This window comes from Thermodesulfobacteriota bacterium (assembly GCA_034189135.1).
Lineage (GTDB): Bacteria > Desulfobacterota > Desulfobacteria > Desulfobacterales > JAUWMJ01 > JAUWMJ01.
In genome coordinates, this window is record JAXHVO010000014.1 from 62,820 (window position 1) to 78,383 (window position 15,564).

Here is a 15,564-nt window from a genome sequence, read left to right on the forward strand (position 1 = left end):
CTATTCCCCAGTCAAAGTGCAGAAAATACGAATTATGTTCCCTGCTCCTTTTTTTATCCGCGTAATGCTGCGTGAGCAGCTGCCAGCCTGGCGATGGGCACACGAAATGTGGAGCAGGAAACATAGTTTAAACCGAGTTTGTGACACAGCGCAATAGATTTGGGATCCCCCCCGTGTTCCCCGCAGATACCACATTCAAGGTCGGGATTTACACTGCGGCCTTTCTTGATTGCCATTTCCATCAATGCACCCACACCCTCGAGATCTATGGTGGCAAATGGATTATCCGGCAATATTTTGTCTTCCATGTATTGAATTAAAAATCCAGCTTCCGCATCGTCCCGGGAAATACCAAAGGTGGTCTGGGTCAGGTCGTTGGTTCCGAAAGATATAAAAGAGGCAAATTCGGCCATTTTATCTGCTGTAAGTGCGGCCCGCGGTATCTCAATCATGGTTCCGAATTTGTAATCGACCTGGGTGTCCTGTTCGTCCATCACCTTTTTGGCCTCGGATTCGAGAATCTCTCGTTGGACCTTAAGCTCGTTGGCATGACTGGTCAGGGGAATCATTACCTCGGGATGAACCTCGACGCCTTCCTTGGTCACCAAACATGCCGCTTCAAAGATAGCGCGCACCTGCATGATGGTCAGTTCAGGAATCTGGATGCCCAGGCGAACACCTCGCAGGCCCAGCATCGGATTATCCTCTCTTAAACTTTCCACCCTTTTAAGTATGCGCTCCTTTTCGCTGATTTTTCCCAATAGGTTATTCACATCTTCCAGAGTCCCGGCATGCTTTAAGCGTAGTTTGAGGTCAGTCAACTCCCGCATGAGGTCAATGTGGTTGGGTAAAAATTCATGCAGCGGCGGATCAATCAAACGGGTAATGACTGGCAGACCATCCATCGCCCGGAAAAGGCCGGCAAAATCATCACGCTGAAAGGGAAGAAGCGCATCCAAAGCCTCCCGCCGTTCAATGGGCAGATCGGTCATAATCATCTTATGTATATGGGGCAGTCGCTCTGCGTCAAAAAACATATGCTCGGTACGGCACAGGCCGATGCCTTCGGCACCGTATTGACGGGCACGATGGGCGTCTTCCGGATAGTCGGCATTGGTCCACACACCAAGGGTACGAAATGAATCGGCCCAGGAGAGAATTTTCATCAGGTACGGATCTTCAATATCAGGCACCACCGTTTCTAGTTTTCCTAAATAGACCTCTCCGGCCGTACCGTCAATGGATATCCAGTCACCTTCGTGGATGACACTGTTTTTCACAAAAATCTGTCGTTTCCCCATGTCTATTTCCAGTTTGGAAACACCGACCACGGCAGGCTTCCCAAACTGGCGCGCAACCAGTGCAGCATGGCTGGTCCGGCCTCCGCGGCTTGTCAGGATACCTTGAGACGCAAGCATGCCATGCACATCATCCGGCTTGGTCTCAGGACGAACCATGATCACTTCCTTACCGCCTTTGGCCCATTCTTCTGCTAAATCTGCATCAAGAGCGACCACACCGAAGGCGGCACCAGGCGAAACATTGAGACCGTGAGCCAGCAGCTGTCCTCTCTCCCTGGCAGCGCGTGTGGCTTCGTGACTGAACTGCGGATGCAAAAAGAAATCGACCTGTTCCGGAGCCACACGCAGAACCGCCTCCTCCCGTGTGATCAGACCCTCTTGAGCCATATCGACAGCGATACGAACGGCCGCCTGGGCGGTGCGCTTACCGTCCCGTGTTTGAAGCATCCAGAGTTTACCCTTTTCGATCGTAAATTCCACATCCTGCATCTCGCGATAGTGTTTTTCAAGTTTTTCGCAGATCTGCTCGAACTCGGCATAGACCGACGGCATTTCATCTTTTAGCTTGAGGATATCATCGGTCAAACGGATTCCGGCAACCACATCCTCGCCCTGGGCGTTTACCAGATAATCTCCTTCTATGTGTTTTTCTCCGGTGGAACCGTTACGTGTCAAAGCCACACCGGTGGCACTGTCATCTCCCATGTTTCCGAAAACCATGGTGACGACGTTAACGGCTGTTCCCAGATCATGGGAAATACCGGCGGCATTGCGGTAATCAATGGCACGCTTGCCGTTCCAGCTTTTAAACACCGCCTCCGTCGCCATTTGAAGCTGTTTATAGGGATCAGCGGGAAAAGCTTGCCCGGTTTGCTTTTTAAAAATTAATTTGAACTTATGGGTGACCTCTTTCCAGTCATCGGCTGACAATTCCGCATCGTTTTTCACCCCGGCTTTGTCGCGGGTTTTGGTAAGCACCTCTTCAAAAACCTCATCGGTAACTTCCATGACCACACTGCCGAACATCTGCACCAGGCGGCGATAGGAATCGTATACAAAGCGCTCGTCACCGGTTAACTTTATCATGCCCTTGGCTGTATCATCATTTAAACCGATGTTTAAAACAGTGTCCATCATTCCGGGCATGGAAAATTTTCCTCCTGACCGGCATGAAACCAGAAGCGGATTTTCAGGGTTACCGAAAGTCTTTCCGGTTTCCACTTCTATTCTCTTTAAAGCCTCTCTAGTCTGGTCCCACATTCCTTCGGGCATCGTTTCTTTAGAATCAAGATACGCGTTACAGGCTTCGGTCGTAATCGTAAATCCATGTGGTACCGGCACACCGATACGCGTCATTTCCCCAAGATTAGCTCCTTTCCCGCCCAGAAATCCACGCACATCTTCCCAACTTCCACCTAGATATGCTTCTGCCTGATCCACTTCATCAAAAAAATAAACCCATTTTTTAGCCATGTTGAACCTCCTGGAAAAAACTGATGAATCCTCAAGTTGATCACAGATAGAACAGCCGATTTTTTTGAAATCATTGATATTGAAAAAACGCTTCTTTACGCTTGCCAGAATACGTGTTCGTTTGCAAACAGGCAAACAAATCAACAGGAAAAACACGAAAGGGGGGTCACACGAAAAAAACTTTTAATTATCACTAAATCTTAATGTTTTTTATGAACTTGTTTTTTGAAAGCGGATTAAGTTGAAATCTCGGTTTAGTTGCGATAGCAGGATAGACCACCATAGGTGGTATCCCTTAATATGAAGTGTCCATTCTCGTCCAGATACCGGCCATCTGAATACAGCTAACAGATGTCGGCTATATTGTCAACATGCCGAATTATATCTTGATGCTTTTGATAAACTCTTCCATATCTTTCAATAAATCCGCGCTGTGCATGTATTTATTGGTTGGGCAAGCAATGATTTTTCCGCTTGGAAGGGTTTGGGCGATCTTTTTGATATTGTCTTTTGAATGAAGTGTATCTGTCGGGGCATAGGCAAGGGCGGTTGGAATTTTCACGGTTTCAAGATCCGGCCATAATTTGTAGTTCATGGCTGATTTTACTGACAGCTTGATACGTTTAGGATGTGCCGTTTTTAATGTGATATTATAACGACGCATCTGTTCAGGTTCTTTTTTGGCATCCACCCGAAATGTACGAAGGTACCACAAGATAAAATATTTCAAAAAATGATAGCTGAAATCAGGCAGAAAAAGCAGTGCCCGCATAAACGGATGGGCTGAGAACTCACTGTTGGGCCCCACCAGGAATGCGTAATGTACCTTCAATTTGTTGCTTTTAAATGCTTCCAACAGAGCGGTGGCGCCGAATGAACTTCCCATTACGATTGATTTTTCCACATCGATTGGCAGGCTCTTACACACATTTATTATATCAAGGGCAATCCTGGCGAGGGTGAAGTCATTGATTCCGATTTTTTCCTTTTTTATCCGTGCGGAAATTTTCTCTCTGGTTTCAATATAAAAAACCCGTCGCTCTTGGGTCATTGAGCGTAACAGTTCCGCCCAGCCGGAAACATGAGAGACCCATCCGGATACAAAGATAACGGGTTCAACCGCTTCTTTTATTTTGGGTTGCCATTGAAGCACTTTTAGCTTTACATCATCCGAAGCCGATATATACTTGGATGTATAATGCGCCCCAGGTGCAGATATGGGATCATCTCTGTTTAATGAATTCATAAAAAAAAATTTTAACCTTACAACGCAACTGGCCGGTTTTGTTTAGCAACAGCTTGTTTTTTGTGTTATTCGGTATTGTTGCGGGTTACGTGTTGCGGGATACGGGTTGGCAAAAAGTTATATTTCCGGTTAACAACACGCAACTTGTATCACTTACGTAACAGACAAACAAGTAAAAAAGACACATTATGGTTAACGATAAATGTCGTTATAGGGTTAAACCGGATTTTCCTGCTTAGCCCGTTGTATTTCTTTAAAAGAGGATACTATTTCCCATTTACGGTCATCATAGACAGTGGTTAATACGGTACCTGTATTTTTCCAGAAGAAATCCCGATTAAACATGAAGGCCGGCTTATAGTTGGGCCGTTTATTTGCCAGTGGGTAACTTCTTCTGCTCTTCTTATTGGTGGCTTCTATAATATACGTCTTTTGGCCATAAAACAGCACCACCCATGCATGGCCGTTCTTTTTGTAGTTTCCCAGCACCACCCTGGCGTCATATCCCATTTCAATCAGCCAGTCGGCAAGCAAAACCGCATGGTCTTCGCAGTCTCCTCTTAGCCAGTAGAACGCCTGTTTGGATGTTTGCCATACATCCACCATACCTTTAAACTGTTTTTTATCTGTTTTGTATTTTAGCCTGGACGCCAGAGTTTGCATCGGTATCCAGAGTTTTTCAGTTTCAAAGGGAGAAAAACCGATGAGGTATGCATTGGCAACGTGGTGTTTAAAATCCGTCCCGAGAGCGGTGAGGGTATATAGCTTTTTGCGATAAAGCCAGGTGGTAGGGGCTGTGCGTTTAAGTTTGCCCTTGGAATTTCTCAAGTAGCGATCAAACCCGTCGGAGCCGACTTTGTGCTTTGAATCATAGATATATACTATCCCTTTGCGCGGCTGTGCATCTTTTGCAACCGTCGGTTTTAACGGTTCTCCTGTCCCAACGCTGCATTTATACAACAGTATGGTGCCTACACTAAAAAACACCAACAGGTTGGATAGGGTTTTTATCGCCCCCAAAAACCCGATTTTTTTGGAAGCGGTTTTTTTCATTCAACCCGCTATCCTTTTAATCCAAAAGATACAATGACTGCCACGAAAATTAAAATAGTAGAAGCAAAAATTGCGGCAGCAAGGTTGCCGTTTTTAATCTCATCTTCAAGGTCAATCGATTTCAGCAATTTATAATCGACCAATTTCAGCCCGGCAATTCCGATGAAAAGTGCCAGGATGGTGTAAAACAGGTTGATCACGAGACTAACGGCGGTTGAAATAAAAAATTGAGTTTCAAACATATCTTTCTCCTTTGGCAAGTATTCAGGTGGATAGGCTGAAGGATGAAGGCTGTTAGGGGAAAGCACATTTTAAAGCCATATTTGATGAAAGAGTCAGATATTTTCGCCAAAGTACTACAGTGGTGTTTTCTGACTCCTTCGGCCTCCAGTCTAAACAACTTCAGCCTGACTACGTAAAGTTACCTCCTTTTTAGATTAATAAAAACGATACCGGTTTTGTTATTTTGAAATGACCAGCCTTATCTCAATCATTTCCTTTTCCTTCTCATCTGCGTCTGGTAAGGGACCATGGAGAACGCCCATCTTTTTCAATTCATCATAGAAAACAGTGTACCCTTCCGCAGGAATCAGAACGCGGACAAAGATCGCATGTCCTGTTTTATGGTCGTATTCAACCGATTGAATTTTTCCCTTAATCTGTTTTGCTATATTTTTCAGCTTTGCAGTTATATTTTCGACCTCCGCTTCCGGCTCTACCGAGTCTGATTTTACTACAGACGGCTGTGCAGGCAAAGGTTCTTGGTCCTTTTCAACAGCATCGGCAACCGCCTCCTCTCTTATTGCCACCTTTCCTGCCATACGAGACCGTAAAGAAGCGCCCGTGCCAGCTTTTTCTTCCTCATCATGCACTTTGTTGCTTTCAACAGGAGGAGCAGCTTTAATGGGTGCAATTTTCAAATCCGGTTTTTGGTGTGTCCCAGTTTTAAGGGCTAGAGCCAGCTCTATGACTTTTTTTGTTTTCAGTCTTTTTGATACTAGACCCTTAACCTTCTTTGTTTCTGTTTTTTTATGTGCGACGGCCTTTGGGGAAGCCGATTTTGCTGTGTCTATTTTTTTCTCAAGGAATGGTTCTGCCGGCTCTTTCATCGGTTCGGGTTTTACTTCTTCTTTTTCAGCTACCATCGCTTCATTCTTGACCAACTCTTGCGGAAACTGCCTTTCCGGCTTTTGCAAATGAATAATCGAAAAAACCAGAACAGCAGTAGCCGTGGCTGTCACCAGTTGCAGGGGAATTTTTATCCGCATGGGTACAAATAGTTTTTTGATCATCTTGCCAAAACCAAAACGAGGTTCAATTCTCTCATGAAGCCTATCCATAAAATCATCCGGTGCCTTTGCCTTTTCCAGATTCCCGAGATCTTCAACCAAGGCCTTTAGCTCTTCAACCTCTTGTCGACATTTGGTGCAAGTGGAAATGTGCTTTTCAATATCTGCCTTGGTTTGTGCATCCAGAACACCATCAATATATTCCGATAAAAACGGTTTAATCCCGGCACATTTCATGTTAAACTTCTCCTTTCAGTTTTTCTCTTAAGTCCTGCCTTGCTCTGGCAAGTTTAGACTTAACGGTGCCAAGGTTCAATCTGGTAACCGAGGATATTTCTTCATAAGACAGCCCTTCGATATCTCGCAAAACAACGACTGCTTTTTTATCTGGCGGCAGAGAGTTTATGGCCGCTTTAATCAGGTTCATCTTCTCTTTTTTACCAAGTTCAATCTCTGGAGATTTTGATTCATCCGCTATCTCAACACCTGGATTTCCCTTGATCGCCGTATGATTCAGCTGAACAAATTTTTTCTTTAACCGGTATGGGAAGGATTTTAACCTGTTTTTGCATGTATTCACCGTAATCCGATAAATCCAGGTGGAAAAAGTGGCCTCAAACCTAAAGTTTTTTAACGCTTTAAATGCCTTAAAAAATACATCCTGGGCCAAATCGTTGGCATCTTGGGAATCTCCCACAAACCAGTAGCACAAATTAAACACTCTATCCTTATGGCTTAAAACAAGTTCATCGAAGGCAGCTTTCTTCCCTTGCTGAAAAGCTTTAACCAGCTCGCCATCCTTTTTTATCGAGCCTTGAGATGTTTTTTTGTTTTCCTTCATTTATTTAGACAGGAGCTGATGAGAAATGTTCCACTAAAAAAGTTATATTTTCATTTTATCTGTTTACTGCGCAAAATCAAGAAGTTTGACATCAAAACGAGCATGTTTATATTCTATTTAAATGTAATTCAGCTGGATAGACTTAAGGTTGAAGACTGTTAGCAAAGGGCTGAACGTGGCATATAAAAATACTTGATATGATAGCTGTTTTGTCTTGGAAAAATATCAGTCCTCTTTTCCCTTCAGCCTTCAGCCCAATCACCTTCAACCTTTAATAAATAATTGCAGGAGGAACGCATGCAGTTCGATAAATTCACCATAAAATCACAGGAACTCATTCAAAATGGGCAGGCCCTGGCCGCAACACATAAGAACCCGCAGATTGAACCGGAGCACCTTTTAGGCGCCATGCTTAACGAACCGGAAGGGATCGCCGGAGCCATGCTGAAAAAGCTGGGGGTATCCCCCGAGGCTGTTGTCCAGGAGACAATGACAGCCATTGACCACCTGCCAACGGTCAGCCAGACGGGAGATGTTTACCTATCCCAGCGAACCAAAGCAGTTCTGGATGCCGCATTCACCGAAGCCGCCAAAATGAAAGACCAGTATGTCAGTATAGAGCATATTCTTTTGGCTATTTTAGATGAAAAACACGGAGAAGCCGTAAAAATCCTGGGTCGGTTGGGTATCACTCGTGAATCGATTCTCAAAGTCCTCATTGATATTCGCGGATCTCAGCGTATCACTGACCCGAATCCCGAAGAAAAATACCAGGCGTTGGACAAGTTCAGCCGAAACCTTACCGACCTTGCCCGACTGGGTAAGCTTGATCCGGTGATCGGACGCGACGAAGAAGTCAGGCGCGTGGTTCAGGTTCTTTCACGAAGAACCAAAAACAACCCTGTTCTTATCGGAGAACCGGGTGTGGGAAAAACCGCTATTATTGAGGGCCTTGCCCAGCGAATTGTTGAAGGAGATGTGGCGGAAACTTTAAAAAACAAACGCCTCGTTGCGCTTGATATGGGATCACTGATCGCAGGGGCAAAATACAGAGGTGAATTTGAAGATCGCTTAAAGGCGGTTTTAAAGGAAGTGGAAAAAGCAGAAGGAGAGGTCATCCTTTTTATCGATGAATTACACACTCTGGTGGGTGCCGGCGCCAGTGAAGGCTCCATGGATGCGTCCAACATGCTCAAACCTGCTCTTGCCAGGGGGACATTGCGGTGTGTGGGTGCCACTACTTTGAACGAATATCGCAAATATATTGAAAAAGACGCCGCCCTTGAAAGGCGATTCCAACCGGTCATGGTACTTGAACCCACGGTAGAAGATACAATCTCTATCCTGCGGGGATTGAAGGAAAAGTATGAGGTCCACCACGGTGTCAGGATTAAAGATTCAGCCATTGTAGCTGCGGCTACCCTTTCAAACCGCTATATTTCAGACCGGTTTCTTCCCGATAAGGCCATCGATCTGGTGGATGAATGCGCATCAAAGATCAGGATTGAAATCGACAGCATGCCCGATGAAATAGACGAAATTCAAAGAAAGATCACCCAGCTGGAAATCGAACGCGAAGCTCTGAGAAAAGAGTCTGATCCTGCTTCTAAAGAGCGGTTGTCCAAAATTGAAGCAGAACTTGCAGTGATGAAAGAAGAGATTCTGGGAATGAAGGCCCACTGGCAAAACGAAAAAGATCTGATTCAAACCATACGCAATATAAAGGAAGAACAGGAAAAACTGGGTACTGAAGAGCAACAGGCTCAAAGAGAGGGCGATCTGGCGAAAGTTGCCGAGATCCGGTACGGGAAAGCGGCAGAACTTGAAAACCGCCTTAACGATGCCAAAACAGAACTCTCCCGGCTTCAGGAAAACAGCAAAATGCTGAAAGAAGAGGTGGATGATGAAGACATTGCCGAAGTCATATCCAGGTGGACCGGAATTCCCGTCAGTAAAATGCTGGAAGGGGAAAAGGAAAAACTGGTTTCTATGGAAGCTCACCTGGGCCTCCGAGTAATCGGTCAGCGAGAAGCGATATCCGCCGTGTCCAATGCGGTTCGTCGGGCTCGCTCCGGTCTGCAGGATCCGAATCGACCCATCGGATCATTTATCTTCATGGGACCGACCGGTGTGGGAAAAACAGAGCTGGCAAAGGCCCTGGCGGAATTTATTTTTGACAGCGAACAGGCCATAGTCCGAATCGATATGTCGGAATACATGGAAAAACATGCCGTATCCAGACTAATTGGTGCGCCTCCTGGTTACGTTGGTTATGAAGAAGGCGGCTACCTGACGGAAGCGGTAAGAAGGCGTCCCTATTCCGTTGTACTCTTTGATGAAATCGAAAAAGCACACCCGGAAGTATTCAATGTACTGCTCCAGATTTTAGACGACGGCCGTATGACAGACGGTCACGGCCGGACCGTCGATTTTAAAAACACCATTATTATCATGACATCCAACGTGGGCAGCCGATGGATACAGGAATTGGGCGCATCCCGCCGTGAGGAAATGGAAAATAAGATCACTGAAGCGCTAAGGGGCAGTTTTAAACCTGAATTTTTGAACCGGATTGATGAAACCATTATTTTCCATAACCTGACCCATGAGCAAATTGGCGAAATCGTGAAAATTCAAATCGAACATTTAGACACCAGACTTGCGGAAAGAAATATCGAGCTTGTCCTTGCCGATGGCGCTTTGTCGCTAATAGCGGAAAATGGATATGATCCGATTTACGGCGCTCGCCCCTTAAAACGGGTCATTCAAAAGTATATTGAAAATCCCCTTTCTATGGAAATTCTAAAGGGCAATATATTGGATGGAGATAGAATCAGTGCGGAAGTTGAAGGAGGTGACATTGTCTTTAAAAAAATATAAGACTATGGCAAAACACCACTTCTAGAGATTTGTGCTTGCCTGCCCAATTTTTCACCACTGAGCTCACAGAGAACACAGAGATATCGGTTTATTAACTATTTATCTCTGTGAGCTCCGTGGCCTCTGTGGTAAATTTAATTTTATAGAAGGCATCAAACTTCAATCACTTTTTTTCTGCCGACATTGGGAAAGAAAAAAATCAAAATCAAAGTCAGCATCGGGATGAAGGCCACGTATAGCAAAACCGTGTGGATGGAAAACAGGTCGGACAATTTTCCAACCACCGGTGAAATTGCACCTCCCAGACCGTAGGCAAAACCCATCATCAGGCTGGCCACCATAGATCGTCCTCTGGGAGCCAATTCCTGGGCCATGACCACACCGATGGGAAGAGTTGCCAGCACAAACAACCCTGCCGCAAAGGCCCCAACATATATCCAGTTTCCCGATAGCTTAAGGAAAAATAAAAGTGCCGGGGTCATCAATCCATGCGTCCAATAATATATCGGTTTGAAACCGGTTCTATCCGCAATATAACCAGCCGCAAGCCCGCTTAAAGTGCCGGCGACTACAAAAAGAGATATGACACCTCCAACCGCTACCAGAGAGTAACCCTTTTGGACAAGTAACACCGGCATAAAGGTCATAAACGACTGCCCGACCACAGCTCGCAACACCATCACGCACCATATGAGGAGAACCGCTTTCCACACCTCGCCCAGGGTATCTTTAAGGGAGTTGATAAAACCGGAAGTTTTCAACCCTTCCCCTTCCGGTACCGGAATAACCCGGTAAAGAAAAATCAACACTCCCAGTCCAATCAACATGGTAGCGGGCATGGCAGAAAGTCCGTATTGGGCCACAAACCAGGTGATAAAAAGTGGCCCGACGCCGAAAGCCAGAGTTCCACCGGTATTGAATATCGACATGGAAAAACCTGAATTCCTGCCGGCATAAACCGGCACCATTCCGGTAATGGACGGATGAAACATGGAAGAGCCAACCGATCCAAATGCCAGTAAAAGGATAAGTACAAAAAAAGATGGCGAAAGGCCTGACAATGGAATAAACAACACGGTAAGCAAAAGTCCCCCGAGAGCAAACGACCTGGTGGGATATCGGTCTGCCACATAGCCGATTGACGGCTGCACAATAAAGGCAAGAAACCGCATGGTTCCCATGATTATTCCCACCTGGGTCATAGAAAGGGAAAGTTTGTCAACAAAAGCGGGAAGAATGGGAGCGATAAAGGAGCTGTAAAAATCCCCCATGAAATGAACCAGGGTCAGTGCTAAAATAATTTTTACATTGGTATTTTGGGTTTTGGGAGTCGTCATATCTTTTATAATCGGAGTTTAAAAAAGACGGCAGGATAGAATAGGGCCAACGTCCTGTCAAGGGAGAATGGAAAATTTTAACCTTGAAAACTCTATAGTAATTGCCATAAATATGTTCTGTTTTAAATGAGGAAACTGTTTGAGTATATTAGAGAGGGTTAAGAAAGAACTTGAGTACAATTTTGTCCAGTTGTTTAATTATTACAATATATTAAATAGTTATAATATTATCGGTCAGTTCTTTCTTTACCATCTCTTATATACGAGTTTTTCATCGTTTAAAACGGAATATATTTATGGCAAACAGTATAAACCTTACGGTTGACCTCATTTCTTTCTCATATTCTACACCAGCCCAAGGCCCAGAGCAAAAGACAGCAGCAGCAGCATGATTCCGACAAATATCTGTATAAAGCGCATGGTAATTTTACCCAGCAGCCGGGAACCGATAAATGCACCGAGAAATGCGGCAAGTGACCCGGCGATGACCAGGCCGATCCCTCCCTGGCTTTTTAACACAGCAAAATCTCTGGAAAAGAAGGTTGAGCCGTAAATGATGAGGCGAGATACATCCACCACGATGGCTGAAACGACCATGGTGCCGATAAAAGCATTTTTTTCAAGCCCGGTACGAATCAAAAAGGCGGTTCTAAGCGCACCCTGGTGACCCGACAGTCCTCCAAAAAATCCCGAAACAGCGCCGCCAAAGGGAATGAATTTGGGGTCAAAAGCCAGTTTTTCAAAACCCGGAACCAGCTCGAAAATGGCGAAAATGAAAATCATGCCTGCAATAACCAGTTTGACGATGCTTATGGTGCAGACCCTGCCGGCGAGGGTATAGCTGGTAAACGGTTGTGCAGTACTCATATAGGTAAGCAGCAAGGCACCGGCTGCGGCGAAAATGGCAGCCGGCAGAGCAAATCTTAACACAATCCGATAGTCGGCTTTTTTACCAAACAGCCCTGCCTTAAATATATTGTTTGCCAGATGGACAATGGCAGTAGCGGCCACTGCCACTTCAACCGGAAAAAAGATGGCAAATGCCGGCATTAAAAGCGTTCCCAGGCCAAAACCGGAAAAAAGAGTCAGGCCTGAAACAGCCAGTGCCACCGTGCAGATAATCAAATAACTCATTTTATTTAACCATACCTCCGAGGGTTATAAGGTGCGTTTTTTTTCGCTGAGCAATGAGCATCAAGAACAAGCACGCAATAACAGGCGATTGTAAACCTTAACACCGCGGCTATTGATATTTAGAGTCGACGAATGACTGAATTCACCCGCATTTTGGAACGTATCGAAAAAATGATAGGTACAAAAAATTCGTTATGTAATTCTATAGGTTTTATTATTGAATACATTTTTCTCAGTTGTATTTTTATAAACATTTTTATTAATAAATACATCCTGCCGTAATACGCCATACTTGTTGAAACATACACGTAAAGTCATTAGGATAGTAAGTACTACGCTTGTTATTGTGCTAGCGACAATCGCAATCATGATCATAATTTGATATTTAATCCCCACTTCAGGGCTTGCACCTCCAAGAATAACTCCAGTCATCATACCGGGAAGAGCGACTATCCCCATTGTTGCCATGGAAGCGAGTGTCGGTTTTAACGCAAGTTGAACACTTTCCCGAAAATACGGAAGCAATGCCTCATAATGAGAAGCGCCAAGCGACAGCACATATAAATAATTTTTTGTATCCTTTCTCATGTTTTTATAAAAAGTGCTGATGCCGACAATATTGCCCCTGAGGGAATTGCCAAGAAGCATCCCGCCGAGAACTATCAGATATCTTGCGTCAAAAATATTATTAAGCGGGATAACAAAAAAGTTCAGATAAAAAATAACTGCAAAAGTCGAAACGGAAAATGATATAAAACTGGGTATGAAAATCTTACCGATTTTTATGAAAGAACTTCTGATAGCAGAAAAAACAGCAACCATAATCATGATTGCTAACCATAATAAATTCAAAAACACATTATTCCATAAAAAAAGATATTTAAGAAAGACTCCAATCAGAATCAGCTGAATGGACATCCTGGCAACAGAATAAAAAAGTGGTTTAATTAATCTAAAACCACAAATTAAGCTTAAAATTACAGGCAAAGCCAGCAACAGAAAAGTGAGTCCTAATGAGAATATAGTGATATCTACTGTTCCCATTTTTGCCTCTCCAAGTCAAAAACCTTAACAGAAGGGTTCTCAATCCATACAGGATCGTGGGAATTCACTACAAAAGTCCAATCTTTTCTTCCTACAAAATAATCTGCTACTTTTTTCTTGAGATGCTTATCAAGAGCCGATGTAACCTCATCCAGAAAAAAAATATTTCTTTTAAGCAGAACAGAAATAACTATAGCTAAACGCTGCCTTTCACCACCGGATAAATCTTCGACATTTTTATTAATAACATCACTGGTAAACTCAAAATAGTTTAAAAGATCATCAACTTTCTCTTGAGTGTAATCCAAGTGCATATTCGTTTTTAATCTTGAAATAAAATTAAGCAAGTCAAGAATTTTTCCGGCACCTATACTTACGTCTTGATCAATATAAGCAATTTTTTTGCGAATATCCCATGCGTTCTTTTCATCAACACACATTCCATCGAAAATAACCTCCCCTTCGCTGGGTTCGATAAATCCTAAAGCTAAAGAGAAAAGAGAACTCTTTCCTGAACCTGATTTCCCTAAAATAACGGCTTTTTCACCCTGCTTTATCTCAAAAGAAAGGTTTTGAATTATCTTTACGCCATTATAACATAAATGAATATTGTTAAATTTAATCATAGTATTCCTTAGTTACACATCGGCCGGCTGTTACAGAATGTTTTTTCAAATTCTGTAATAGTCAATCGACATCCATTATTATCTTCAACAAATTTTATATAAAGGATCGACCAGTTTCTCTATATTACATAAAAATCGCAAGTTATCACCTTTCCAGGCATACCTCCCTGTACAATTCTTTTATCTTGACCTTCAGGTCGTTAAGCTGCTTAAGTCCTGAAGGGGTAATGTTATAATATTTGCGTTGCTTGTGATTTACGGTTTTGGTAAAACAAGTCAAAAGACCGTTTTGCTGCATTTTAGCCAGAGTCGGATAAAGGGTTCCGGGGCTTAATTTATAACCATGCCGTCCAAGTTCTTCGATCAAGCCAAGCCCATATACTTCTTCGTTTGCCGCGTGGTATAAAATGTGTAGTTTGATGAAAGCCAGGTCGATTTCTCTAATCATATGTTAAAGTCTCAACATTATTATTGCATATCGATATCGATTGATAATATCGTATAACGATATTGTCAACAAAAAATTCTCCCATTGTGCTTAAAGATTTTTTTTGATAAATTGTCGCTAAAATTACCGCCAAAGGAGAGCAAAATGACTCATACGGAAACAGGAAATTACGGATGGAACAAGGATATGCAGATCCCTCTAGTCAAAAAACTTAAAGATGATTTAAAAAAAGCGATGCTGGGAAAAAACGACCCGGTCAGAGATGCCATTCGATTGGTGATGGGAGAGTATCCGAGCCTGACCGTTCCGATTACGTTAGACAGTGGGAAAAAAACAACCAGGGTTAAAAAGCCGGAAGAAATCACCGATGATGACTTGCTTGGAATAATACGAAAGCTGGTAAAATCGGAAAAAACAGTTTTGGAAATAAAACAACAAGATTCCTCTGATTACCTGGAAATACTTGAATCATATTTGCCGAAGATGGCCACCAGAGAGGAAATAGCCGATTGGATTAAAGAAAATATAGACTTTTCCGGGTTCAAAAATTCCATGCAGGCAATGGGCACCATAATGAAGCATTTCGGCAAGCTTGCGGACGGAAATCAGGTAAAACAGATATTGCAGGATTTGGGTAAATAACAGTTCTGAAAAAGCTCAGTCAATGGCTTTCGACCGATATAGTGAAAAAACCGTTTTCCATCATCTGGTTGGTGTTATGATACAGTTGTGTATCAAATTAAACGCGAGACGGTACATCTATAGCTTTTTTCTGTAATATCAATAAATTATATGCTTGCGGAATTACATCTTCTTTTTTCTTTCCTTAAAGTGTATTGCCATCTCACTTGGAGAAAGACCTGCCTTAAGTTTTGGCCCCAGCGACTTGTCC

13 protein-coding genes are annotated in these 15,564 nt (G+C 43.5%); 2 read left to right on the top strand and 11 right to left on the bottom strand.

What is annotated here, in order from left to right; translation table 11 throughout:
• Positions 1-53: 53 nt before the first annotated feature.
• The 6 genes from ppdK to SWH54_01830 form a co-directional block, all read right to left on the bottom strand.
• Positions 54-2,774, bottom strand: coding sequence for a pyruvate, phosphate dikinase (gene ppdK, locus SWH54_01805; GenBank protein ID MDY6789979.1), 2,721 nt, complete (start codon positions 2,772-2,774; stop codon positions 54-56).
• A gap of 379 nt (positions 2,775-3,153) precedes the next feature.
• Positions 3,154-4,020 carry a hypothetical protein gene (locus tag SWH54_01810; GenBank protein ID MDY6789980.1) on the bottom strand — a complete coding sequence of 289 codons (867 nt, stop codon included), beginning with the start codon at positions 4,018-4,020 and terminating at the stop codon, positions 3,154-3,156.
• A 216-nt stretch (positions 4,021-4,236) separates the two neighbouring features.
• A complete protein-coding gene (locus SWH54_01815; GenBank protein ID MDY6789981.1) occupies positions 4,237-5,073 on the bottom strand; it encodes a transglutaminase domain-containing protein in 837 nt (278 codons plus the stop codon).
• Positions 5,074-5,081: 8 nt separating this feature from the next.
• Positions 5,082-5,315 (bottom strand): DUF350 domain-containing protein, encoded by a 234-nt coding sequence (locus SWH54_01820; protein ID MDY6789982.1) that lies wholly within the window; start codon positions 5,313-5,315, stop codon positions 5,082-5,084.
• A 219-nt stretch (positions 5,316-5,534) separates the two neighbouring features.
• Entirely contained in the window at positions 5,535-6,599 is a 1,065-nt protein-coding gene (locus tag SWH54_01825) for a zf-HC2 domain-containing protein (protein ID MDY6789983.1), read from the bottom strand.
• 1 nt (position 6,600) lies between these two features.
• On the bottom strand, positions 6,601-7,203 hold the full coding sequence (locus SWH54_01830; GenBank protein MDY6789984.1) for a sigma-70 family RNA polymerase sigma factor: 603 nt from the start codon (positions 7,201-7,203) through the stop codon (positions 6,601-6,603).
• A 297-nt stretch (positions 7,204-7,500) separates the two neighbouring features.
• On the opposite strand from SWH54_01830, the gene clpB reads away from it, so the two are divergent.
• A complete protein-coding gene (clpB, locus tag SWH54_01835) occupies positions 7,501-10,083 on the top strand; it encodes an ATP-dependent chaperone ClpB (protein MDY6789985.1) in 2,583 nt (860 codons plus the stop codon).
• Positions 10,084-10,235: 152 nt separating this feature from the next.
• On the opposite strand, the gene SWH54_01840 is transcribed toward clpB, so the two are convergent.
• From SWH54_01840 to SWH54_01860, 5 genes are all read right to left on the bottom strand, one after another.
• The gene (locus SWH54_01840; protein MDY6789986.1) at positions 10,236-11,420 is read right to left on the bottom strand and encodes an MFS transporter; all 1,185 of its coding nucleotides are present in this window, start codon (positions 11,418-11,420) and stop codon (positions 10,236-10,238) included.
• Between the two features lie 345 nt (positions 11,421-11,765).
• Positions 11,766-12,554: a sulfite exporter TauE/SafE family protein gene (locus SWH54_01845; GenBank protein ID MDY6789987.1), complete on the bottom strand. Its 789-nt coding sequence runs from the start codon at positions 12,552-12,554 to the stop codon at positions 11,766-11,768.
• Between the two features lie 192 nt (positions 12,555-12,746).
• On the bottom strand, positions 12,747-13,598 hold the full coding sequence (locus SWH54_01850) for an ABC transporter permease (GenBank protein ID MDY6789988.1): 852 nt from the start codon (positions 13,596-13,598) through the stop codon (positions 12,747-12,749).
• Entirely contained in the window at positions 13,586-14,224 is a 639-nt protein-coding gene (locus SWH54_01855) for an ATP-binding cassette domain-containing protein (GenBank protein ID MDY6789989.1), read from the bottom strand. The genes SWH54_01850 and SWH54_01855 overlap by 13 nt, the downstream gene beginning before the upstream one ends.
• A gap of 145 nt (positions 14,225-14,369) precedes the next feature.
• Positions 14,370-14,672 (bottom strand): PadR family transcriptional regulator, encoded by a 303-nt coding sequence (locus SWH54_01860; GenBank protein MDY6789990.1) that lies wholly within the window; start codon positions 14,670-14,672, stop codon positions 14,370-14,372.
• A gap of 144 nt (positions 14,673-14,816) precedes the next feature.
• Here SWH54_01860 and SWH54_01865 point away from each other — a divergent pair, with 144 nt between their 5' ends.
• Positions 14,817-15,314 (top strand): GatB/YqeY domain-containing protein, encoded by a 498-nt coding sequence (locus tag SWH54_01865; protein ID MDY6789991.1) that lies wholly within the window; start codon positions 14,817-14,819, stop codon positions 15,312-15,314.
• The last annotated feature ends 250 nt before the right edge of the window (positions 15,315-15,564 follow it).

Coding starts and splice junctions, on each gene's coding strand:
- clpB (MDY6789985.1), top strand. CDS start 7,501: ATGCAGTTCGATAAATTCACCATAAAATCACAGGAACTCATTCAAAAT.
- SWH54_01865 (MDY6789991.1), top strand. CDS start 14,817: ATGACTCATACGGAAACAGGAAATTACGGATGGAACAAGGATATGCAG.
- SWH54_01825 (MDY6789983.1), bottom strand. CDS start 6,599: ATGAAATGTGCCGGGATTAAACCGTTTTTATCGGAATATATTGATGGT.
- SWH54_01815 (MDY6789981.1), bottom strand. CDS start 5,073: ATGAAAAAAACCGCTTCCAAAAAAATCGGGTTTTTGGGGGCGATAAAA.
- SWH54_01855 (MDY6789989.1), bottom strand. CDS start 14,224: ATGATTAAATTTAACAATATTCATTTATGTTATAATGGCGTAAAGATA.
- SWH54_01860 (MDY6789990.1), bottom strand. CDS start 14,672: ATGATTAGAGAAATCGACCTGGCTTTCATCAAACTACACATTTTATAC.
- SWH54_01850 (MDY6789988.1), bottom strand. CDS start 13,598: ATGGGAACAGTAGATATCACTATATTCTCATTAGGACTCACTTTTCTG.
- SWH54_01810 (MDY6789980.1), bottom strand. CDS start 4,020: ATGAATTCATTAAACAGAGATGATCCCATATCTGCACCTGGGGCGCAT.
- SWH54_01845 (MDY6789987.1), bottom strand. CDS start 12,554: ATGAGTTATTTGATTATCTGCACGGTGGCACTGGCTGTTTCAGGCCTG.
- ppdK (MDY6789979.1), bottom strand. CDS start 2,774: ATGGCTAAAAAATGGGTTTATTTTTTTGATGAAGTGGATCAGGCAGAA.
- SWH54_01840 (MDY6789986.1), bottom strand. CDS start 11,420: ATGACGACTCCCAAAACCCAAAATACCAATGTAAAAATTATTTTAGCA.
- SWH54_01820 (MDY6789982.1), bottom strand. CDS start 5,315: ATGTTTGAAACTCAATTTTTTATTTCAACCGCCGTTAGTCTCGTGATC.
- SWH54_01830 (MDY6789984.1), bottom strand. CDS start 7,203: ATGAAGGAAAACAAAAAAACATCTCAAGGCTCGATAAAAAAGGATGGC.